At 67.0% G+C, this 21,137-nt stretch carries 20 protein-coding genes; 10 read left to right on the top strand and 10 right to left on the bottom strand.

Features of this window, described 5'->3' with window-relative positions; all coding sequences use genetic code 11:
* Window positions 1–95 precede the first annotated feature (95 nt).
* The 5 genes from MJ603_RS03075 (at window position 96) to MJ603_RS03055 (ending at window position 7,155) form a co-directional block, all read left to right on the top strand.
* On the top strand, window positions 96–707 hold the full coding sequence (locus MJ603_RS03075; RefSeq protein WP_243062188.1) for an SGNH/GDSL hydrolase family protein: 612 nt from the start codon (window positions 96–98) through the stop codon (window positions 705–707).
* Between the two features lie 293 nt (window positions 708–1,000).
* Complete coding sequence (locus MJ603_RS03070; RefSeq protein WP_243062187.1) at window positions 1,001–2,164, top strand: epoxide hydrolase family protein; 1,164 nt, start codon at window positions 1,001–1,003, stop codon at window positions 2,162–2,164.
* Between the two features lie 130 nt (window positions 2,165–2,294).
* Window positions 2,295–2,693 carry a hypothetical protein gene (locus MJ603_RS03065; protein WP_243062186.1) on the top strand — a complete coding sequence of 133 codons (399 nt, stop codon included), beginning with the start codon at window positions 2,295–2,297 and terminating at the stop codon, window positions 2,691–2,693.
* Window positions 2,694–2,788: 95 nt separating this feature from the next.
* A complete protein-coding gene (locus MJ603_RS03060; protein WP_243062185.1) occupies window positions 2,789–5,785 on the top strand; it encodes a glycoside hydrolase family 38 C-terminal domain-containing protein in 2,997 nt (998 codons plus the stop codon).
* Window positions 5,782–7,155 (top strand): MFS transporter, encoded by a 1,374-nt coding sequence (locus MJ603_RS03055; protein WP_243062184.1) that lies wholly within the window; start codon window positions 5,782–5,784, stop codon window positions 7,153–7,155. Before MJ603_RS03060 ends, MJ603_RS03055 begins: the two co-directional genes overlap by 4 nt.
* A 3-nt stretch (window positions 7,156–7,158) precedes the next feature.
* Here the strand turns inward: MJ603_RS03055 and MJ603_RS03050 are convergent, their stop codons facing one another.
* The 6 genes from MJ603_RS03050 to MJ603_RS03025 all read right to left on the bottom strand — a co-directional run bounded on the left by MJ603_RS03050 (window position 7,159) and on the right by MJ603_RS03025 (window position 13,363).
* Window positions 7,159–9,207: a GMC oxidoreductase gene (locus MJ603_RS03050; RefSeq protein ID WP_243062183.1), complete on the bottom strand. Its 2,049-nt coding sequence runs from the start codon at window positions 9,205–9,207 to the stop codon at window positions 7,159–7,161.
* 3 nt (window positions 9,208–9,210) lie between these two features.
* Window positions 9,211–10,524 carry an ABC transporter substrate-binding protein gene (locus MJ603_RS03045; RefSeq protein WP_243062182.1) on the bottom strand — a complete coding sequence of 438 codons (1,314 nt, stop codon included), beginning with the start codon at window positions 10,522–10,524 and terminating at the stop codon, window positions 9,211–9,213.
* 158 nt (window positions 10,525–10,682) lie between these two features.
* Entirely contained in the window at window positions 10,683–11,756 is a 1,074-nt protein-coding gene (locus MJ603_RS03040; RefSeq protein WP_243062181.1) for a LacI family DNA-binding transcriptional regulator, read from the bottom strand.
* 54 nt (window positions 11,757–11,810) lie between these two features.
* Entirely contained in the window at window positions 11,811–12,266 is a 456-nt protein-coding gene (locus MJ603_RS03035) for a universal stress protein (protein ID WP_243062180.1), read from the bottom strand.
* A gap of 82 nt (window positions 12,267–12,348) precedes the next feature.
* Window positions 12,349–12,807 carry a universal stress protein gene (locus tag MJ603_RS03030; protein ID WP_243062179.1) on the bottom strand — a complete coding sequence of 153 codons (459 nt, stop codon included), beginning with the start codon at window positions 12,805–12,807 and terminating at the stop codon, window positions 12,349–12,351.
* 70 nt (window positions 12,808–12,877) lie between these two features.
* The gene (locus MJ603_RS03025) at window positions 12,878–13,363 is read right to left on the bottom strand and encodes a MarR family winged helix-turn-helix transcriptional regulator (protein WP_243062178.1); all 486 of its coding nucleotides are present in this window, start codon (window positions 13,361–13,363) and stop codon (window positions 12,878–12,880) included.
* 81 nt (window positions 13,364–13,444) lie between these two features.
* Here MJ603_RS03025 and MJ603_RS03020 point away from each other — a divergent pair, with 81 nt between their 5' ends.
* Window positions 13,445–14,167 carry a hypothetical protein gene (locus MJ603_RS03020; RefSeq protein ID WP_243062177.1) on the top strand — a complete coding sequence of 241 codons (723 nt, stop codon included), beginning with the start codon at window positions 13,445–13,447 and terminating at the stop codon, window positions 14,165–14,167.
* 3 nt (window positions 14,168–14,170) lie between these two features.
* On the opposite strand, the gene MJ603_RS03015 is transcribed toward MJ603_RS03020, so the two are convergent.
* Window positions 14,171–14,842: an NAD(P)H-dependent oxidoreductase gene (locus MJ603_RS03015; protein WP_243062176.1), complete on the bottom strand. Its 672-nt coding sequence runs from the start codon at window positions 14,840–14,842 to the stop codon at window positions 14,171–14,173.
* Window positions 14,843–15,007: 165 nt separating this feature from the next.
* Between MJ603_RS03015 and MJ603_RS03010 the strand changes: the two genes are divergently transcribed.
* A complete protein-coding gene (locus MJ603_RS03010) occupies window positions 15,008–15,463 on the top strand; it encodes a MarR family winged helix-turn-helix transcriptional regulator (RefSeq protein ID WP_243062175.1) in 456 nt (151 codons plus the stop codon).
* Between the two features lie 52 nt (window positions 15,464–15,515).
* Here the strand turns inward: MJ603_RS03010 and MJ603_RS03005 are convergent, their stop codons facing one another.
* Complete coding sequence (locus tag MJ603_RS03005; RefSeq protein WP_243062174.1) at window positions 15,516–16,229, bottom strand: VOC family protein; 714 nt, start codon at window positions 16,227–16,229, stop codon at window positions 15,516–15,518.
* Window positions 16,230–16,352: 123 nt separating this feature from the next.
* Here MJ603_RS03005 and MJ603_RS03000 point away from each other — a divergent pair, with 123 nt between their 5' ends.
* From MJ603_RS03000 to MJ603_RS02990, 3 genes are all read left to right on the top strand, one after another.
* On the top strand, window positions 16,353–16,928 hold the full coding sequence (locus tag MJ603_RS03000) for an HhH-GPD-type base excision DNA repair protein (RefSeq protein WP_243062173.1): 576 nt from the start codon (window positions 16,353–16,355) through the stop codon (window positions 16,926–16,928).
* A 123-nt stretch (window positions 16,929–17,051) separates the two neighbouring features.
* Window positions 17,052–17,309, top strand: coding sequence for a LapA family protein (locus tag MJ603_RS02995; protein ID WP_243062172.1), 258 nt, complete (start codon window positions 17,052–17,054; stop codon window positions 17,307–17,309).
* 315 nt (window positions 17,310–17,624) lie between these two features.
* On the top strand, window positions 17,625–18,635 hold the full coding sequence (locus MJ603_RS02990) for a malate dehydrogenase (RefSeq protein WP_243062171.1): 1,011 nt from the start codon (window positions 17,625–17,627) through the stop codon (window positions 18,633–18,635).
* Window positions 18,636–18,667: 32 nt separating this feature from the next.
* Here MJ603_RS02990 and MJ603_RS02985 read toward each other — a convergent pair whose 3' ends face one another.
* Window positions 18,668–20,236, bottom strand: coding sequence for a transporter (locus MJ603_RS02985; RefSeq protein WP_243062170.1), 1,569 nt, complete (start codon window positions 20,234–20,236; stop codon window positions 18,668–18,670).
* Window positions 20,218–21,105 carry an ATP-binding cassette domain-containing protein gene (locus MJ603_RS02980; RefSeq protein ID WP_279238769.1) on the bottom strand — a complete coding sequence of 296 codons (888 nt, stop codon included), beginning with the start codon at window positions 21,103–21,105 and terminating at the stop codon, window positions 20,218–20,220. The genes MJ603_RS02985 and MJ603_RS02980 overlap by 19 nt, the downstream gene beginning before the upstream one ends.
* Window positions 21,106–21,137: the final 32 nt, after the last annotated feature.

Genomic DNA, 21,137 nt, shown 5'->3' with positions numbered 1-21,137 from the left:
CCCGCCCTGCACCGTCACGATGTGGCAAGCTCGCTTCGGCGCGCGGCTGAACGTGCGCCCCCGTCCGAAGCCCGTGCATCCGTCAGGAGCGTTGAATGTCATCCACGAAGGTCCTGTTCATCGGTGACAGCGTCACCGACTGCGGTCGACGGGACGATCCGGATCGACAGCTCGGCCACGGGTACGTTCGCGAGGTCTCGGACAAACTGGCGCTCGTACGCCAGGGGGAGACGGTCGTCAATCGCGGCATCTCCGGCAATCGTGTCGTCGATCTGCTCGATCGCTGGACGATGGACTGCCTCGACGAGCATCCGGACACCCTCAGCATTCTGATCGGCATCAACGACACCTGGCGTCGCTACGACAGCGACGACCCGACGTCCGTCGAGAAGTACGAGCGCGGGTACCGGTCGCTTCTCGAACAGGCGGTCGGTGCCGGAATCGGCCGGATCATCCTCGTCGATCCGTTCTTGCTCCCTCTGACGCCCGAGCAGGCGACGTGGCGGGAGGACCTCGATCCGAAGATCGCCGTTGTGCAGGCTCTGGCCGCCGAATTCGGTACTCGTCACCTTGCACTCGACGATTTCCTGCAGGCCCAGCTCGGGGAGTTCTCGCCTGCCGATCTCGCGGCCGACGGGGTGCACCCGACCGAACTCGGCCACCGCATTATCGCGAATGCGTGGCTGTCGGCCTACCTCTCGCAGTAGGACGGCGCGGGTCGACTGCAGGGCGTCACGGCCGGGCGTCCACCAGCGCCTTGGCGCACGCTTCGGGTACTCCGAGGACGAGCAGGCTCGTTATCGTTGCCGCGCCGCAGCGTCAACAGCACTCGGTACCGGTGCGCCAAGGGCCAGAGACGGGCGACGAATTCGACCCAGACCGTTTCGGCAGCTCCGTCGGAAGCGTTCACCCCGTCGAGTACGGCCGCAAACCTCATCCGCTGCCTGTTGTGCGAGAGTGTGCACGCGCGCACCGTGATTCAGCTCAGGAAAGCAAGGTCATGACCTCTTCGACGCCGGCATCCTCATCCCTCGTCCGCCCGTTCACCGTCGCGATCCCGGATTCCGAGATCGCGGATCTGAAGCAGCGACTGGCGAGAACGCGATGGCCGAATCAGGAAACTGTCCCCGACTGGTCGCAAGGTGTCCGCTTGGAGAACACCACATCGCTGATCGACTACTGGCAGCGAGAGTATGACTGGCGCCGATTCGAGCGAGAACTCAATCGATTCCCCCAGTTCTTGACGGAGATCGATGGGCTGGACATTCACTTCATCCATGTCAGGTCCAAGAATCCGAATGCGATGCCCCTGATCTTGACGCACGGATGGCCTGGCTCGATCGTCGAGTTCCTGAAACTCATCGAACCACTCACCGACCCGGTGGCGTTCGGGGGAAACGTCGAAGACTCCTTTGACGTCGTCATTCCGTCGCTGCCCGGATTCGGGTTCTCTGGGAAGCCGACCGACACGGGGTGGAACGTTACGCGCATCGCAACCGCGTGGGCGGAACTGATGAAGCGCCTTGGCTACGAGAACTGGGCCGCTCAAGGCGGCGACTGGGGTTCAGTCGTAACGTCCGCACTCGGGGTTATGCGACCTGCGGGTCTGCTCGGAATTCACTTGAACAGCCCGTACGCCTTCCCCTCAGAGGTCCCCGACACGCTCTCGCCCGAAGAGCGCTACGCCATGGACACCCTCGCCCTTTACAACGGCGATATGGGTGGAGCAAATCACCTTCAAGGCACGAAACCAGAGACCATCGGAATCGCTCTGGCGGACTCTCCTGCCGGTCAAGCGGCCTGGATCTACGACAAATTCCAATCCAAGACCGACAATCACGGGCTCGCCGAAGACGCACTCAGCATCGATGAGATCCTCGACGCGATCTCGATCTACTGGTTCACGAACAGCGCAGCATCGTCCGCCCGCATCTACTGGGAGAACAAGGGCGGCAGTATGGCCGGCCCGAAGCTCACACTCCCGGTCGCGGTGACCGTGTTCCCACGCGATATCCCACGCCTGCCGCGAAGCTGGATCGAAGACACCTACACCGACTTGATCCACTACGGCGAGGCCGACAAGGGCGGACACTTCGCAGCATTCGAACAACCCGACATCCTAATCAACGAGATCCGCACCGGGCTCAGGAGCCTGCGCACGTAGCACGACCCTCTAGCTCGGCTGCGGCCGCGAGGGCGTTGGACATCGCGGAACCGTGGCTGCCTGGGCTCGGGCAGGCGAACCGGCAGGCTCGCCGACGCTCGCCAGGGCATCCGTTCGCTAGGCTCGCGGGATGCCGTGGTTGCGCGCGGCCGACATCGTCGACGTGTTCGCATACGCGGTGGTCCTCGGCCTCTTCGTGGAGTTCTTTCCGCAGGTCATCGCGGAGACCTACCTGCTCACGCTGCTCACCGCGGTGCTGCTCAAACTCGTTCTGGAGCTCGTCGTCTGGGTCAAGACCACGCTCCTCAAGCGCGTGAAGTCGGCCTCGTCGACGCCGCGTCGGGTGATCAGCATCGTGACGCTGCTGCTGATCATGCCCGGCAGCAAGTTCATCGTGCTCGAGCTCACGGCACTCGTCTTTCAGGGGCAGGTCTATCTCGGCGGGTTCTTCCAGGTGACCGCGCTGATCATCGTGCTCATGCTCGCGCGCGGAGGCATCCGCCGACTCCTGCGGCCCGTCGCGAGCTGAGGACGGCGCGTGTCGTTTGCTCCGCTTAGGCTGGTCGCGAGCCGACACGCACCGCATCCGCGACGAACGGCTGGGCGCAGAGCGAGGAGGCATGCGTGTTCGGGTTCGCCGACTGGCTGATCGGCCTCGCCGCTCAGCAGCCGTGGCAGTACCGGCGGCTCACGCGCATCCGCTCACGCATCTATACGCCGATCCGGCAGCTCGATGCCGAGATCATCGCGTCGCCCGAGCCGATCCCGTTCGCCGAGCTCGATCGCCACAGTTTCGCGCCCGTGAGAGCCGGAGCCGTCTGGGGCCGCACCGGCGACTGCGCGTGGCTGCACGTGCAGGGTGCCGTTCCGGACGGCGTGACGGATGCCGTCATCCTGCTCGGCATCGCGGGCGAGGGCCTCGTGTACTCGGCATCGGGCGACATCGTCGACTCCGTCAGCACCGTGTTCCAGCAGGGCGACCTTCCGCACAGCGGCGGCAGGTTCCGGCCCGTACGCGGCCTCGACACCAGCGGCGGAACCGTCGACTTCTACGCCGACCTCGGCTACAACGGATGGCTGCTCTACCCGATCGGGCGAGGCCGGTTCCACGGCGCGACGCTGGCCAGGCGCGACGAGGACGCCTACGCGCTGTACTACGACTACCTGACCCTGGCGGTGCTGGCCGACGCCACGGAGGACGCCGCGCTGGCGACGGAGCTGCGCGCCGGGCTCGACCGGGCGTGGTCCCGCTTCGCGAGGGGCGACATCCGTTCGGCTCGCGCCGAGTTGGTGCCGCTGCTCGCCGCGGAGTCGACCAGCGAGTTCGTGTACAGCGCCATCGGCCACGGGCACCTCGACATGGCGTGGCTGTGGCCGTGGCGCGAGACCCGGCGCAAGGCCGCCCGCACCTACGCCAGGGCTCTGACCAACTTCGACGAACGCCCGGGTTACGTCTACGGCACGAGCCAACCGCAGCAGTTGCAGTGGATGAAGCAGGAGCATCCTGCTCTCTTCGAACGCCTGAAGCACGCAGTCACCGCCGGACGCCTCGAGCTGCAGGGCTCGTTCTGGGTCGAGACCGACACGAACCTGCCGGGCGGCGAGTCTCTGGTACGCCAGGCGCTCGTCGGCCGGCGCTTTCTGAGCAAGGAATTCGGGCGGGCGCCCGACGATCTGCGACTGTGCTGGCTGCCCGACACCTTCGGCTACAGCGGCAACCTGCCGCAGATTCTGAAGAAGAGCGGCATGGACTGGTTCATGACCATCAAGCTCGCGTGGAACAAGGTCACGGTCTTTCCTCACCGCACGTTCACCTGGCAGGGCATCGACGGGTCGAGCGTGCTGGTGCACATGCCGCCGGAGGGCGACTACAACAGCCGGGCGGCCGCCGACAACCTGCTCACCGGGCTGCGGCAGTATCCGGAGAAGAAGCTCGAGACGGCCCTGCTCGTCTACGGCTCGGGCGACGGCGGAGGTGGCCCCGGCGAGATCCACCTCGAGGTCACCGAGCGGGAGCACAGCCTGCGCGGGCTCCCCAAGGTGGAGTACTCGACCGCCACCGACTTCTTCCGCCGCCTCGAGCGGATGCCCGTCGAGCACACCCACTCCGGCGAGCTCTACCTCGAGACGCACCAGGGCACCTACACGGTGCAGGCGCAGATCAAACGCCGTAACCGGCTCGTCGAACGCAAGCTGCACGATGCAGAGGCGCTTGCCGCCATCGTCGGGGACGACAGCACGCAGACCCTCGAGCCGCTCTGGCGCGACGTGCTGCTCACGCACTTCCACGACGTGCTCCCCGGGTCGTCGATCGCCAGGGTGAACCGCGAAGCGATCGAGACGTACGAGCGCGTCGAGGCCGTGCTGGATGCCCACATCGCCTCCCTCATCGCGCGGATGCCTGTGCCGGCCGAATCCGTGTCGGCCGAATCCGTATCGGCCGAGCCCGCGTCGGCCGGGCCGGTGGCGACCAAGGCCGCGGCATCGGTGCTCAACCTCACTTCGTTCCACCGCCGCGAGCACGTGCGCGTCGACGGCCGCTGGTACGAAGCGGATGCCGCGCCCTACGCGTCCGCGACGCTCGCTCCCGCGGCCCACGAGCATCCTGAGCTGCTGCATGACGGCGACACGCTCGCGAACGGCCTGCTGACGCTGCGCTTCGGGCCCAGCGGCGAGATCGTCTCATGCGTCGACGCGCAGGGTCTCGAGCACGCGGGCGGCGGACTGAACCGGCTCGTGCTGCACCGCGACCCGTACCAGTTTCCGTTCGACGCCTGGGACATCGGAATCAAGTACGTCAAGCGCACGCCACGAACGTTGCGGGCAACCGACATCCGCGTCGAGGTCGACGGACCGACCATCGTGCGCAGCCAGACATTCCGCACCCGTCGCTCCACGATCGAGCAGCGCATCGTGCTCGAGGCCGGCAGCGACCTCGTGCGCATCGAGACGACCGTGGACTGGCACGAGCGGCACAGGATGCTCCGAGCCGAGTTCCGCCCGACCCACTTCGGGCCGACAGCGCTATCGGAGATCCAGTTCGGGCACATCGCCCGCCCGACAACAGAGAACGATCCCGCCGAACGCGCACAATTCGAGACCTGTGCTCACAAATGGATCGCCACGCAGGATGCCGGCGGCGGCTTCGCCCTGCTCAACGACTCGAAGTACGGGCACCGCGCCAAGAACGGACTGCTCAGCATCAACCTGCTGCGGTCGCCGACGTTCCCCGACAAGACCGCTGACAGGGGCATGCATCGCTTCACGTACGCGTTCCGCGCCTTCGCGGGCGGGGACCTGAGGCCCGTCATCCGTGACGGCTACCGACTCAACAACCCGCTGATCCCGGTCGGCGAGCACGTTCTCGAGAGCGCGGCGAGCTCCTCGGACCCAGGCATTGTGATCGAGACGATCAAGCCGGAGCAGAACGGCCGCGGCGTCGTGCTGCGGCTCTACGAGAGCCTCGGACGACGGGCGACTACTGCGGTGGACACGCGATTCGCACACGAGACCGTGACCGAGACGAACCTGATGGAGGAGCCCATCGCACCCGCCGACCTCGGGCGCCTTGCGTTCGACCCGTTCGAGATCAAGACGATTCTGCTGGAGAGGACACGATGACGGGCGACACGGTGACGACCGGCGACACGACGGAAAGTCGGGTTCCCTCCGCACGAGTGCAACGGGTGTCTGTGGTGGTGGCCGGGTTCGGGCAGAACATCATCCTCACCACGGTGACGACGTTCATCCTCGTGTACCTGCTGCAGTTCGCCCACATCAGCACGGCCGGCATCGCGATCGCCACGGGCATCATCACGATCGCGAAGGTGTTCGACGCGATCAGCGATCCGGTGATGGGCAGCATCATCGACATGACGCACACGCGGTGGGGCAAGCTGCGTCCTTACATCCTGTTCTCGGCGGCGCCCGTCGCCCTGCTGACCACTCTGCTTTTCACTGTCCCTGATGCCGCCGAAAACGTCCAACTCATCTACTTCGGCATCGTGTATCTGCTCTGGGGCATCGCCTACACGGCGTGCGACGTGCCGTTCTGGGGGCTGATCGGGTCCGCGTTCGCCGACCCGGCCATCCGCACCCGCGTCGTCTCGAACGTGCGCGCGTTCGGCGCCATCTCGCTCGGGCTCGCAACGCTCGGGATGCCGTGGCTCGCCAGCGCGCTCAGCTTCGGCCCGAAGACGACCGGGTCGGGCTGGTCGCTCGCCGTCGGCGTGGTCGCGGTGCTCGGCATGGCGCTCTACGTGCTGCCGTTCTTCTTCGCACGCGAACGCAAATCCCAGGCTGCGCAGACGCGCTTGAGCTTTCGCCAGCTGTTCCTGACTCTCGCCCGCAACACTCCCTTGCTCATGGTGCTGCTGGGCTCGGTGCTCGGCTTCGGCCGCTACATCGTGCAGGCTGGGGGCGCGGTCTTCGTCGTCATCGCCTACAACAACGAGGGCCTGTTCACGCTGATCGGCGCCGCGATCATCGGCGGCATGGTGATCGCATCCTTCGCGACACCGTTGCTGCTGCGCTGGATGTCCGGACGCGCGCTCGCCATCTCGAGCTCGTTCGCCGGCACCGTGCTGTACGTGGCGATGTACTTCGTCGGCTTCGACAGCATCGTCGCGATCGTGGTGTTCATCTTCCTCACCGGGCTCACGCTCGGGGCGTTCCTCGTGGTGCAGGCTACGATGATCGCGGATGCCGTCGACGACGTCGAGAGGCGCACCGGCGTGCGCAACGACGGCATCTCGTTCGCCACGCTGACGTTCGTCTCCAAGATCATGACCGCGCTGTCGGTGCTCGCCTTCGGCCTCGTGATCGTGGCCGCCGGCTACCAGGACGGCGTCACCGTGACCGCATCGATGCAGAACACGGTGTTCGTCGGCATCACACTCGTGCCTGCGGTGAGCTGTCTGCTGTCTGCGGTGCCGTTCTTCTTCTACCGACTCGGCGGGCCGCTAGGCGGTGCCCGAATGTCGACGGACTGAGCGCTACCTGCCGGCGAGCATCCTGTCCATGGTGCGGAAGGCGTTCGCGATCACGGTGAGCACCGGGTTCACGCCGCCGTTGGTCACGTGCACCGAGGCATCCGTGATGCGCACGTTGTCGTGGCCCCAGACGCGGCCGACGGGGTCGACAACGCTTCGTGCCGGGTCGTCGCCCATGCGGCAGGTACCCGCCTGGTGCTGGCCGGAGCTCGGCGCCCAGCGGCTGCGGTCCCGAGTGAGAGGAACGACGGAGCGGGCTCCGGACGCCTGCAGCCACTCTGCGGCACGGTCGGTGAGGAAGTCGCGGCCACGGTAGTCCTCGTCGTGGTTGCTTCCACTCAGCCGGGCGACCGGCATCCCGAATCTGTCCGTCACCCCGGGCGCGACGCTGACTCGCGACTCGTGGGACGTGACCTCTTGGATTGGCCCCATGATGCGCATCATCCGGTTCGCCAGCCGGCGCATGCCGGCCTTCGACTCGGCACCGTACGACGGGATCAAGCCGGCTGCCACCAGGTAGCGGTAGGTGTTCGACGGGGTCGGGACGAACTCGTTCGCGATCATCCCGCCGCCGACGATGCCCGGGTTGCCGTGCTGGTACAGCGTCGTCGCGATCGACGGCCCCGGGCCAAGCAGGTCGACGACGTCGTCGTCGAAGATGGCGGTCGCGCCGCCGTAGAGGTGAGCCTGCAGGTGGCGTCCGACCTGATCGGCGTTGTTGCCGATGCCGTTCGGTTCGCGCTCGCTCGTGCTGTTCAGCAAGAGGCGCGCGGTCTCCGTCGCACCCGCCGCGAGAACGATGTCATCGGCGTACACGTCGGCTGTCCAGACGGAGCCGTCACTCATGCCGGCGACGCGCGCGCCGATCACCTGGCCGACGGCATCCGTCAGCAGTCGCAGCACCGACGTCTCGACGATGATCGAGCAGTTGCCGGTGTCGAACGCGGCGGCGAGCGTTGTGTTCTGGCTGCCGTTCTTCGCGTCGACCGGGCACGCGAAGCCGACGCACATCGCGCACTGCGCACACGCGGCCCTGCCGAGGTACGGCTTCGAGTTGATGAGCAGCGGCGGCGGCAGCGTCGGGATGCCCAGGGCCGCTGCACCCCGGCCGAGCACGGTGTCGGCGACCCCGCCCGGTAGCGGAGGCATGGGGTACGGCCGCGAGCGGTGGCCGGCGTGCGGGGTCGCCTCGCCGAGGCCGCTCACACCCATCTCCCACTCCGCCCGCTGGTAATAGGGCTCGAGCTCGTCGTAGCCGAAGGGCCAGTCGGCGAGCGCGCTGCCCTCCGGAGTTCCGTACGTGGTCGCCATGTGGAAGTCGATCGGCGAGAAACGCCACGCTTGGGCGCCGTACACCCGCGTGCCTCCGCCGACCGTGAAGGCGTTGTTGCCCCAACCCGCGTCGGACGGAGCGATCAGGTGATCGCCCGAGTCGTTGCTCAGCACCCGCGGATGCGTGCTGTCGTCCGGTCCGCTCCACACCGGCAGGCCCCAGTCCGAACGCGGATTCCGAAGGTGGTCCGAGTCGAGCCGGTCCGTCGTCGGCCAGGATCCGGCCTCGACCACCAGCACGCGGCGCCCGCTCTTCGCCAGCTCGGCGGCGGGAACGCCGCCGCCTGCTCCGGATCCGACGACGATGGCGTCGTAGAGAACGCCCAGCGTCGCCGGCGTGATGAGCACGCCGGCACGATCAGGCTCGGATGCCAGAGCCGGCCACCCGCCGACCGGCTCGGGCCGCCACTGCACCATGCGCCACGAGCGGGCATCCGCGTTGCCGCCGTTGGCTTCATCCGCGTAGAAGCCACCGCTGACCAGCTCGGCGAACCACTCCCACTCGGCGTGCTCGGTCGGGCGATCCGCGTCGAGGAGCTCCCGCATGCGACCCGCCCACTCGGGGCGGTCGTGGAGCGCCCGGGCGAGGAAGGTCAGCGCACCCGACTGCGACGCCGACGGCCAGTCATCGGCCGGCACCACCAGATCGACGAGCGCAACAAGCTCCGGGCGCCCGAGCACGGCATCCGCTTCTGATTCGGATTCGGATTCGATGTCCACGATCTACTTGATGACTTTCTCGAGCGACATCTGCAGGTTCTGCAGAATCTGCTTGGACGACTGCTCCCCCTGTACGATGCGTTGCACGAACGTGGCGCTGGCAGTGCCGCCGTCCACGGTGTTCAGTGCGGCGAAGGCGTGATCGGTGCGAGCACCGATGGTCTTGCCGATCGGCTGCCACTCGTTCACCGACTTCACGAGGTTCTTGTTGTTCTGGATCACCGGCAGCTTCGTGATGCTCTTCTTCACCGGCAGGTCGGTCTCGACGCCGCTGGTCCAGAACAGGTGGATCTGGTCGAGGTACCAGGCGAGAAAGGCCTCCGACGACTCCTGCGACGGACTCGTGTCGAACATCATCAACGGGTTGATGTAATACACGGTTCCAGTGTCGCCGTGCGGTCCCTTCAAGGGGGCGATCACTTCGAGGTCCGACTGCTGATCCGGGCGGAAGGTCTTGTCGAGCCCGGTCTGGTTGAAGCCCATCGCCACGTGGCCGTCCGTCCAGTCGGTCGCGAGGTTGGTGTTCGTGTAGCTGAGCGAGGGCGGGTCGATGATGCCCTTCTTCACGCACTCGTTCAGAAAATCCAGCGTCTCGATGTTGCGGTCTGTCACGCAGTCGAGGTTGCCGTTCTCGTCGAACATGCCGCCGCCGTTGTTGATCATCAACGCGGACACCGTGTGCTGGGCATCCGTCGTGGTGCTCCCGGCGGCGAGGCCGAGGCCGACTTGCCCCTTCTTCTGCAGGGCCTCGCCTGCCCTGATGAAGGAATCCCAGTCGGTGGGGAAGTCCGCGCCCGCTTTCTCGAGCAGCGACTTGCGCACCCAGAGCACACGAAGATCCATCGACCACGGCAGCGCCGCGTAGCCCTTGCTGGTCTTCATCTGCTGGAGCAGGCCGGGAAGAAAGTCGTTCGCGCCGTTCTTGTCGAGCGTCTTGACCAGGTCGTCGGCGGCAACCACCGAGCCCTGCTCCAAGAAGTAGAACGGCAGGAACGCGGCACCGGATGCGACGGCCGGAGTGGTCTTCGACGCCGCCGCCGACGTGAACGTCTGGTTCCAGTTCGCCCACGGAATCGACTGGTACTTGATTCCCCGGTCGCGGCCCTTCGGCTGGTAACCGTTCACGATGGAACGCGCCTTGGCGGTGTAGGTCGTGCCCGTTCCCCACACCATGTCCCAGAACGTGATGGGGCCCCCGGTGCTGGAGGATCCGCTCCCGGATGCCGCGCACGCGCTCAGCCCGAGGCTCACTGCCACGGCGGCGCTGCCCGCCAGGAACCCTCGTCTGCTCACGCTGCTGGATGCGCCGGTCTGCATGTCAAACTCCTTCGTTTGAGGCGATGTCTCGCGCTTGAATGTGACGTCGGTGCTGCCGTCCTGCCTCCCGCTGCCGCCCATGAACGACCTTGCCGGACTCGGCCGACGGTATTACAGAACCGGTTTAGTAGTCAAGGGCAGAACCGGTTCACTGACCGCTACCGCGCGGGCGCGGGCGCCGGGCCCACGCTCGCGCGCTTCACCAGCGTGGGCGGCTCGAGCCAGGCATCCGTGCCCGTGCCGTCGCCGATCTGCTGGATCAACCGACGGGTGAAGGCCCTGCCGTATTCGACGACCGGATGTGCCAGTGCCGTGACTGGCGGAAGCGCCACCTCGCAGAGCGTCGAATCGATGAACGACGCGACGGAGACGTCACGCGGCACGCCATAGCCCGAGGCGTTGAGGGCCGACAGGCCGGCGAGCGCCATGATGTCGCTGTCGAAGACGATGAACGTCGGCGGGGAGTCCGAGCGCAGAAGCTCCACGGCGCGCTGCGCACCGGCACTCGGGCTGTAGTCCGTGTACACGGTTCGCACGGCGACGCCGTTGTCTCCGGACCACCTGTCGACGGCCCGCTCCCGCAGCACGACGGCCGCCTTCGACGGGTCGCCGCTCACCCACGCGATGCGACGATGGCCGAAGGTGCGCGCGTGATCGAGCAGAGTCGCGACCGTCGTGAGCTCCTGGAACCACACCGTCGGAACCTGCAACCCCTCGGGCACCGACGTCACGCGCAACTCCGCTGGCATGGCGCCTTCGGCCGCGGTCGTGCTCCGAAAGGCCACGAACGGCGTCTCGAGTTCGCGGAGTTGCTCGAACCGTGGCTCGTCGACATCGATGTCGGAGATGAGCACCCCGGCCACGCGCCGCTCGGATGCCCAGCGCCGGTAGAGCACGGCCTCCGCCTCACGATCGGCGACGAGCTTGGTGACGAGCGAGAGGTCCGTGGTCTCGAGTTCCAGTTCGATGCCCGAGAACAGCTCGGTGAAATACGGATCGATCGCGGGGGTCTTGGCGGTACGCACGATCGCCCATCCGACCGAATCACCCCGCGACCCCGACAGCGCCTGCGCAAGCCGGTTGGGTGACCATCCGAGTCGCTCGGCCGCGTCTTTGACCCGCTGGCGGGTCGTCTCAGAGACACCTGGCCGATCGTTGAGCGCGTTGGATGCCGCCCCTTTGCTGACCCCGGCCGCGAGCGCGACGTCCTTGATGGTCACCCGAGCCGGCATGTCGGCCAATCTAGCGCCACGGGCCACGGCCCACCCGACGCGGCGGCGAGCACCTCACCGGACGATCAGCACCGGACACTTAGCGTGCGCGGCGCAGGCCGAGCTGACCGACCCGAGAAGCAGGCCGGCGAATCCGCCTCGCCCGCGAGAGCCGACGATCAGCATCTCCGCACCTTCGCTGCGCTGCACGAGCACGTGCGCCGCCTGACCGTACTCGACCTCTGCGGTCAGGTTGTGCGGGCGATCCTCGCCGTAGGCATCCACGAGCGCCTGACCGAGTGTCTCCTTCGCGAGCTGTTCGAGCGGCTGCTCGGCGTCGGTGTACGGTCCTGGCGACACGGGATAGGTCCATGTGGCGATCGCCTCGATGCCCGCACCCAACAGCCGAGCAAACCTGGCCGCTTCGCGCAGCGCCTGCAACGAGGGATCCGACCCATCCACCCCGACGATGATTCTGGGGAGGATCGGCTGCTCGGCTGCATCGGCTTCAGGCTGGTTCGTGTCGGTCATGACCCCAGCATGGCCCGCTCTCGCGAGCGACCCGCCCTGTGACACGGGTCGGCGGATGCTGCGACGCGGCCGGATTCCGCGCTCAGCGCACGATCAGCACCGGGCACTTCGCGTGCGAAGCGCACTCGGAGCTGACTGATCCGAGAAGCAGGCCCGCGAACCCGCCGCGTCCACGCGAGCCCAGAACGAGCAACTCTGCACCCTCGCTGCGCTCGATGAGCACTTGAGCAGGATGTCCGAACGCGACCAGCGAGGACAGGTTCGACGGAACGTCGGCTCCATAGGCATCCGCGATCGAGTGCTCCAGCGTCTCCTTCGCCAGATCCTCGAACGTCGGACCGTCGCCCATCGCATACGGCCCGACCGACACGGGATAGCTCCACGTCGTGACGGCCTCGATGCTCGCACCCAGGAGCGGGGCGTACTTGGCGGCTTGGCGCAAGGCATCCAACGACGGATCGGAACCGTCGACCCCGACGACGATTCGAGGACCGGAGGTCTGAGCGGTGGTGTCGGCTGCTGGCTGCGTTGTGTCGGTCATGAAGCCAGCATGCCGCGCTTTCCGCGCGGATGCATCCACCTCCGGCGCGCCTCGTCGGAGTCGGGTGACGTCAGCGGCCCGACGTCTCGCCGCCCTGCGCCGCGCGATACCCCTCGTGCACCTCGGCATCGACGCCGAGGGATGTCGCGAGGTCACTCAGCAGAACGAAGAGTTCGTCGCGTTGGGGCGTCGCGAGCGATCCGGCAAGCTCCGCCTCGTGCACTTCGGCGATGCCCCGCAGCTCGCGCAGCTTGGCACCGCCGGCATGCGTGAGCGTCAGTTCATAGCTGCGGCGATCGGCCTCGCTGCGGGTGCGCGCAACGAGGCCGGCGTGCTCGAGCCCATCGATGAGCGCGACCATGCGGCTCTGCACCAGTCCCAGTCGATCGGCGAGGTCGCGCTGGCTGACGCCTGGCTGCCGGCCGAGGATGCGCAGCACGCCCGCCTGCTGCGCCGTGAGCCCCACCTCGGCGACGCGCTCGTCGAAGCGTCGCGACGCGTGGGCGCCGAGTTGGCTGAGCAGAAAGCCGATGCGAGCGGGTCGATGTGTTGGCACTCATCCAGAATACAGCGTTGACAGAATGATTCTGTGATGTAATCATTGCGTGTTGTAACGAATTGAAGAAGGAGCGAGACCATGACATCGCCCACCACGACTCACACGGTGCGCCGCCCGGATGGACCTAACGCGGGTATCGTCGCCGTCGTCGCGACGGTGCTCACGCTCGCGGGCATCGCGATCAGCGCCGCCATCGCAGGGAGTGCAGTGCCCTCGCCGCTCGGCAGCACCGCGGATGTCGCCGCCTACTATGCGCACAACCCCGCCGCCGCCACGATCGGCGGGTTCTTCACGTTCGGGGCATCGGTGCCACTCGGCATCTACGCCGCGACCACCTACGCCCGCATGCTCCGTCTCGGCGCGCGCGTTCCGGGTCCCGCCATCGGGTACTACGGCGGCATCGCCGCAAGCGTCTTCCTCGGCGCCTCCGGCCTCATCGGCTGGGTGCTCGGCCAGTCGATCAGCGGCATGAGCCCCGCGCTCGTGCACGCGTTCGCCTACATCACCTATGCCCTCGGCGGCATCGGATTCGTCGGCGGCATCGGCTTGCTGATCGCGGGAGCGGCCGTTCCCTCGCTGATCCTGCGGCTCACACCTCGCTGGTTCGCGTGGGTCGGCCTGGTGATCGCGGTGATCTCGGAGTTGTCGTTCTTCGCCCTGATCTGGCCGCCGGCGAGCATCGGGCTGCCGATCGGCCGTTTCGCCGGACTGCTCTGGCTGATCGTCGCCGGATTTCTGCTGCCGCACGACCGCCGCGATGTCCCACGCGATCGGAGCGAGAGCAGTCGGAACGCGGCCTGAACGTCAGGATAGAGAGGCCGTGGCGCCCGCTCTTTTCGGCGGCTTCGCAACTGACAAGCGCGAGAAGTACTGTTCGGTGGCGTCGATCATCCGCTGTCGCTGGAGCGGCGTGCGATGCTCGACACGGTCGTAGTTGCGCCAGCGCAGGTTCTTGACGCCGATTTTGCCGAAGGCTCCTTTGAACATCACCTTGGTCACGGGGTCGCCGAACCACCATCGGTATGCCGCAGTCGGAGTCGTCATCACGGTCAGCAGGGTCACGCCGTTCAGCCTTGGCATCAATGATCGGAAGGGGTTGCCTTTCGCTCCCTCGAGTTCTTCGTAGAGCACGCCCTCGGCCAGCACGCGATCCAGGAATCCTTTGGTTGCAGCAGGCATCGCCTCCCACCAGATCGGGAATGCGAACACGAGTTGCTCAGCCTCCAGCACACGCCGCTGGTAGTCCAGCACCTGTGGATCGCTCTGCGTTCGCAGTCGCCACTCTGTGAGATCGTCCGCCGACATGCGGGGGTCGAACCCATCGGCGCTGAGGTCGATCAGATCGACCTCGTGCCCTGCAGATCGTGCACCGCGGATCGCGGCCTCGGTGACGGCCGCGGTGAAGCTCCGCCTGTGTGGCACGTTGTCAGCGGAATCGACCGTGTACGGGTGGTCGAGAACGACGAGGATGCGCATCGTGACTCCTTGATCTCCTATGACGCGTACGTCGGTTTGGATTTGGTTGATCAAACAACCGTTGCATATGCAACCGTCGCCTGTCAAACGAAATGTAGGATGGGCGTCATGGCAAGATCCCGTGCGTCCTCCCCGCCCGCCGGGAAACGGAGTCAACGGTCCCCGTTGTCGGACGCGACCGGTGACATCGCCGCTCTGTGGTTCCTGGTGCGTCGCGTCGACGCGCTGATGGATCGGGCAGGCGAGGCGCTCTACCGGGACGGTCTCGGCATCTCGCTCGCCCAGTTCCTTGTTCTCAGCGTTGTGGATGCGTATCCGGGCGAGATCAACCAGCAGGCGGTCGCCGACCGGCTGGCCCTGACCAAAGGGACGGTGAGTCGGCAGATCGACTCCGCCGTCGCGGCTGGGCTCATGACGGTCGCAGTCTCACCACGCTCGCGGCGCGAGCACGTCGTCACGCTCACTCCCCTGGGCACCGAACTGGTGCGCAAGGGTGACGCCCTGCTCGACGATTCGATGACGGACGGAATCGCAGAGCTCGACGCGCGCGATCTCGCGGCCACGATCCGCACATTGGGGGCTTTGAACACGGCGATGGGAGGCTCACCGCTCGAGGTGTGAAACCGGGTGCGACGTTCGCGCGAGGCGTCGGCGACCGAAAATCGGCAGCGGCTCAGCCCTCGTCGTCCTCCCAATCGGTGTCGTCCACCCAGGGCGCGAGGTCGATCTCGTTGCCCTCCGAGTCGGCCAGGGTCCACCAGTGCGGCGCGAACGCGTCGTTCGCGACGTGTCCGCCGGCAGCGAGCGCCGCCGCGATGCGACCTTCGACTTGAGAACGGGGCAGCGCGAGGTCGATGTGGATGCGATTGCGCTGCGGTCGCGGAGCATCCATCTGCTGGAACCAGACCGATGGCCCGAGCCGGCGAGGGTCGACCAGGTCGTCGTCGCCCCGCCGTTCGTAGGCCAGCACGGCCTCCCAGAACGGAAGCACCTCCGAAATGTCCAGGGCGTCGATCGCGATCTGCACGGTGTGGATCTGCGCGGGCTCGGAACGGATGCCCAACTCTCGCGCAGCATCCGAGATCTGCACCGCAAGGGCGGTGTCGCGCTCGCTCAGCCCCTGCACCTCGTGCGTGCGCAGGCGCACGACGACCGCACCGTAGCGCAGGTCGATGTCGGGGTGGTGGTTCGCGGCATCCGCGAGTGCGCCGATCGCGTTGACGAGTTGCAGCCCCTTCGCGAACGAACCGCTGACGAAGTACGCCGTCGCTCCGCCATAAGCACGATGCCAGTCGTTACCGGGAACCGCCTCGTAGAACTCTCGTACCGTGATGGCCTGCACCATGGATGCCTCCGCACCTCGATCGCGTCGCTCGGACGACTCCATGCAAGACCCCACCACCGACATCGTCAACACTTCGGCGCCCTTCGACTCGCTCCGCTCGCTCAGGGAACTGGGGGCGACGCGCTTCGCTGGCGCAGCGAACAGAGGCGGTGGAATGATGAACCCATGACCGGCACCCTGCACATCACCGGCGATGCGGCCGCCGACGCCCTGTTGTCATCCGATCCGCTCGCCCTGCTCATCGGAATGCTGCTCGATCAGCAGGTGGCGATGGAGACCGCGTTCAGCGGTCCCGAGAAGATCCGCGATCGAATGGGCGGTCTGGATGCCGCCACCATCGCCGCCGCCGATCCCGATGCCTTCGCGAAGCTCTGCTCCACCCCACCCGCTGTGCACCGGTATCCGGGGTCGATGGCCGGTCGCATCCAAGCCGTCTGCAGAGCGATCGTCGACGACTGGGGCGGCCAGGCATCCGCCATCTGGACGCAGGGCGATCCCGATGGACGCGAAGTGTTCAAGCGACTGAAGGCGCTGCCCGGGTTCGGCGACCAGAAGGCGCGCATCTTCGTTGCCTTGCTCGGCAAGCAGTACGGCTTCGACGGAGCGGGATGGCGCGAGGCGGCCGGCGCATATGGCGAGCCCGGATCGCACAGGTCGGTCGCCGACATCGTGGACGAGGCATCCCTCGCCAGAGTCCGGGAGACCAAGAAGGCCCTTAAGGCCGCTGCGAAGCAAGGCTGAGGGCCCAACGGTCGCCGCAGTTCGTCACCTCGCCACGAACGCTTCCCAGGGCACGCGTCTGCGGGCCAGAATGAGCGGCAGCGCGCATCCGTCGCGACGACAGTTCCACCCGAAGGGCAATCCATGACCGACACATCCGAGAAGCGTGACAACGGCTTCGTCAGGTTCCTCAAGCGCAAGTGGCTGGCGATCATCCTCGTCATTCTGCTGATCGTCATCGCCATTCAGAACGGGGTCGCCGACGAGACGTCGAAGATCTTCCTGCTGTTCTGGCATGTGGAGTGGCCGACGTGGGTGGTCGTGCTTCTCGTGTTCATCATCGGCGGCATCGTCGGCTGGATCTTCGCACGCAACCGAGCCGCCCGGAAAGCGCGTCGCTGACAGCACGCTCAGCGAACTGGATACTCGGCGGGCGTCCGACTCACTCCCAGGCTTAGGTCAGAGTCAATACAGCATTCACACTGATGACGCACATAGAGTTGCACCGCGGTCGGGGATATCCCCCCAAAATTCTCGGCCGCGCAGCGCGCGATTCGCCCGAAGCCGCGCGCGAGATCCCCGGATACGCCGTTTCGCGTAGCCGGGGATCTTTTCGGCTCAGAACCGGTGCGTCCGCCCCGGGTTGCAGATGATCCCGCGCAGATCCCGCGCATCGGCACGGTCGGCACCCCAGGGGCACCGACCTAGGCTGACAGCATGGCTGCACCTCGCGAACCCGTCACCGTGACCATCACAGGAGCGGGAGGACAGATCGGATACGCGCTGCTCTTCCGCATCGCCTCCGGCGAGATACTCGGCCATGACACTCCCGTTCGCCTGCGCCTGCTCGAGATCCCCCAGGGCCTGCACGCCGCAGAGGGCACCGCGCTGGAGCTGCTCGACTCGGCCTTCCCGCTGCTGCGGTCCGTCGAGGTGACGGATGTCCCATCCAGCGCGTTCGACGGCACGAACGTCGCGCTGCTGCTCGGGGCCCGCCCCCGGTCGGCCGGCATGGAGCGTGCCGACCTGCTCGAAGCGAACGCCGCGATCTTCGCGCCTCAGGGCGAAGCGATCAACGAGCACGCGGCATCCGATGTGCGGGTGCTGGTGGTCGGCAACCCGGCGAACACGAATGCGCTGATCGCCGCGTCGCACGCACCCGACGTGCCGACCGAGCGCTTCACCGCGATGACGCGGCTCGACCACAATCGTGCGATCGCACAGCTCGCGCTGAAGATCGAGGTGCCCGTCACAGCGATCGACGGCGTCATCGTGTGGGGCAATCACTCGGCGACGCAGTATCCGGATGTCTCGCACGCGACGGTGGACGGCCGCCCCGTGTCCGAACTGGTCGACGCCGAATGGCTCGACGAGGTGTTCGTGCCGCGGGTGGCGCGGCGCGGGGCGCAGATCATCGAGGTGCGGGGGGCATCCAGCGCGGCATCCGCTGCCAGCGCCGCCATCGACCACGTTTACGACTGGGTGAACGGAACCAGCGAGCACTGGACGTCGGCCGGCGTGACGACCGGTGGCACGAACGCCGACGCCGCCACCGCGTACGGAGTACCGGAGGGGTTGGTGTGCTCCCTGCCGGTGAAGTCCGTCGGCGGCGAGTGGGTCGTGGCGACGGGGCTCGAGATCTCGGCGGATGCCCGAGCCCACATCGACGCGTCGGTCGCAGAGCTCGCGGAGGAGCGCGATGCTGTGCGCGCCCTGGGGCTGCTGTAGAAAGCCCGCCACGACGGTCGCAGCGCTCGGCGTCACGCGTCCTTCTGCAGCTGCATCAGCAGCTCGGGGCTGCGGCGGTCGAGGATGCGGCCTCCCACGTTCGCGCCGATCACCAGCGTGACCGGGCCGAGAATGACTCCGACAACGAGGGCGATCCAGCCCCAGAGCGGTTGGCCCGTCACGAGGTTCACGATCAGGAGGGCGATCTCCGGCGCAGTGACCACCGCGAGCACGCCCCACGTGATGAACGTCGATCCGAGCAGGGCGGTATTGGCACCTGGCCGCGTCTTGAACGGGTTGTCGCCAGGGGAAGGCGCGGGGAAGACCACGACGGCAGACGTCACGGAGCAGACACCGAGGCCGCCGAGCAGCAGACCGACGGAGAGGCCGAGCAGGGCGGGCACGGGCATCCAGTCGTGCGCGACGGCTGCGGTGATGAACGTGATCGCGACCACGGCGGGAAGCCCGAAGACCAGCACGGCGGATGCCCGCCCCCACCGGTCGGCGCGCCCCGGCACCGCCTTGCTCATGTGCAGCACGAACGCCGTCGAGTCGTACGACACGTCGGCGATCAGGGTGATGCCGAGCACAAACGCGACGAACGGTCCGGCCGCCTGCAGCAGGAACGTCCCGCCCGTCAGCGACGAGTAGAACCAGAGCAGCAGTGGAAGCACGGGGATGATCACGAGCTGGCGCAGGTAGCGCGGATCGCGGAACCAGTAGGTGAGGCAGCGCGCCGCGATGACGCCCGCCGGCGTGTCAGGGAACCGCCCGAAGAGACCCAGCTTGCCTTGCGCGCGCACGCGTGACGCGGCGTGCACCGGCGTGACGAGCGCACGCGCCAGCCCCCAGCGCCACACCAGGAACACCACGGCGATCGTCGCCAGCCCGATCAGTGCCCTCAGCACCGCGCCGAGCGGATCGCCGAGTGCGACTTGCGACGGGATCGCCCAGATCGCCCCGAGCGGAGTCCACGACATCGCGTTCGCGAGATTCGGCAGCACATCCTTCGAGTTCTCGAGCGACGAGGCGGTGCCTGCGATGATCGGCCCGAGCAACACGAGCGGAATGAAGATCAGGATGCCGGCGGCCTCGCGGAACCGCCGCCCCGACGACAAGCCGCTTGCCGCCGCGGTGACCGCGCGGGACAGCATCACGCAGAGCAGCGCGCCCGCGATGCCGCAGAGCAGGGCGAGCACGGCGATGCCGGGCATCCTGAGCCACGACCCGAACGTGAAGATCGATGCCACCATGGTGATCGCGCCGGGAATACCGACGACGCCGGAGATGAGCAGCCCGGTGAGCAGCTTGTTCAGCGGGATGGGATAGACGGCGAGGTGCGGCGCGTCGAGCGTCTGCTCGATCGGCAGGAACAGCGGGATGATCGCCCAGCCGAGCGTGAGCGCCGAACCGGCGAGCACGATGATGGTGCGCAGCAGATCGACCGGAGCCAAGTTCAGCGCGAACAGGCCGAGGATGACCATGGCGAGCACGAAGAGCCCGTACAGTCCGCCGATGATCACGGCGATCAACTGCCCTACGCTGCGCTTGAGGCTGTTGCGCAGTACGAGGAGGCGCAGCCCTACGAGTACCGCAACCACTCCGGGCCCTCCTGCACGCGTCGGCCTCCGACGAGCTCGACGAAGCGGTCCTCGAGGTCCTCGCCGCCGCGCACGTCGTCGACGGTTCCTGATGCCACGACCCGCCCGCTCGTGATCACAGCGACGTGATCGCACATGCGCTGCACCAGGTCCATCACGTGCGACGACACGATGACGGTGCCTCCTCCGCTCACGAACCCGCCGAGGATGTCACGGATGTTCGCGGCCGACACCGGATCGACGGATTCGAACGGTTCGTCGAGCACGAGAAGCCGCGGGGCGTGCACCATGGCGCACGCGAGCGCGATCTTCTTCGTCATGCCAGCCGAGTAGTCGACGACGAGGGTTCCGGCAGCGGACTGCAGGTCGAGCAGCTGCAGCAGATCTTTGGTGCGCGAAATGGCCGTCGGGCGGTCCATGCCGCTGAGCACGCCCGCGTAGATGACCAGTTGCTCGCCGGTCAGCCGGTCGAACAGCCGCGCGCCGTCGGAAAGCACACCGACCCGCGCCTTCGCATCGAGAGGGTGCTGCCAGACATCCACTCCGTGCACTGCCACCACGCCGGCATCCGGTCGCAGCAGCCCCGTCGCCATGCTCAGCGTCGTGGTCTTGCCCGCGCCGTTCGGCCCCACCAGACCGTAGAAGCTTCCGGCGGGAACGTCGAGGCTGATGCCGTCGACGGCGTGATTCTGCCCGAACGTCTTGAAGAGTCCGCGGATCGACAGCGCCGCCTCCGGGTCCGGATCCGGCGACGCGTACTGAGCCGTCGGCGCGACGTACGCGGCCCGCGCACTCGCAGGTGGCACGGCATCCTGTGCCGGATGCTGCTGCCCCCGCTCGGGCGGAGTCGGAGGGTTCACGGCGGTCATATCGTCCTTTCCGATGACGGTATGGAACTCGT

This window comes from Humibacter sp. RRB41, assembly GCF_022761015.1.
Classification (GTDB): Bacteria; Actinomycetota; Actinomycetes; order Actinomycetales; family Microbacteriaceae; genus Humibacter.
The sequence above is the reverse complement of the archived record's forward strand: the minus strand, read 5'-3'. Positions and strand labels throughout refer to the sequence as shown.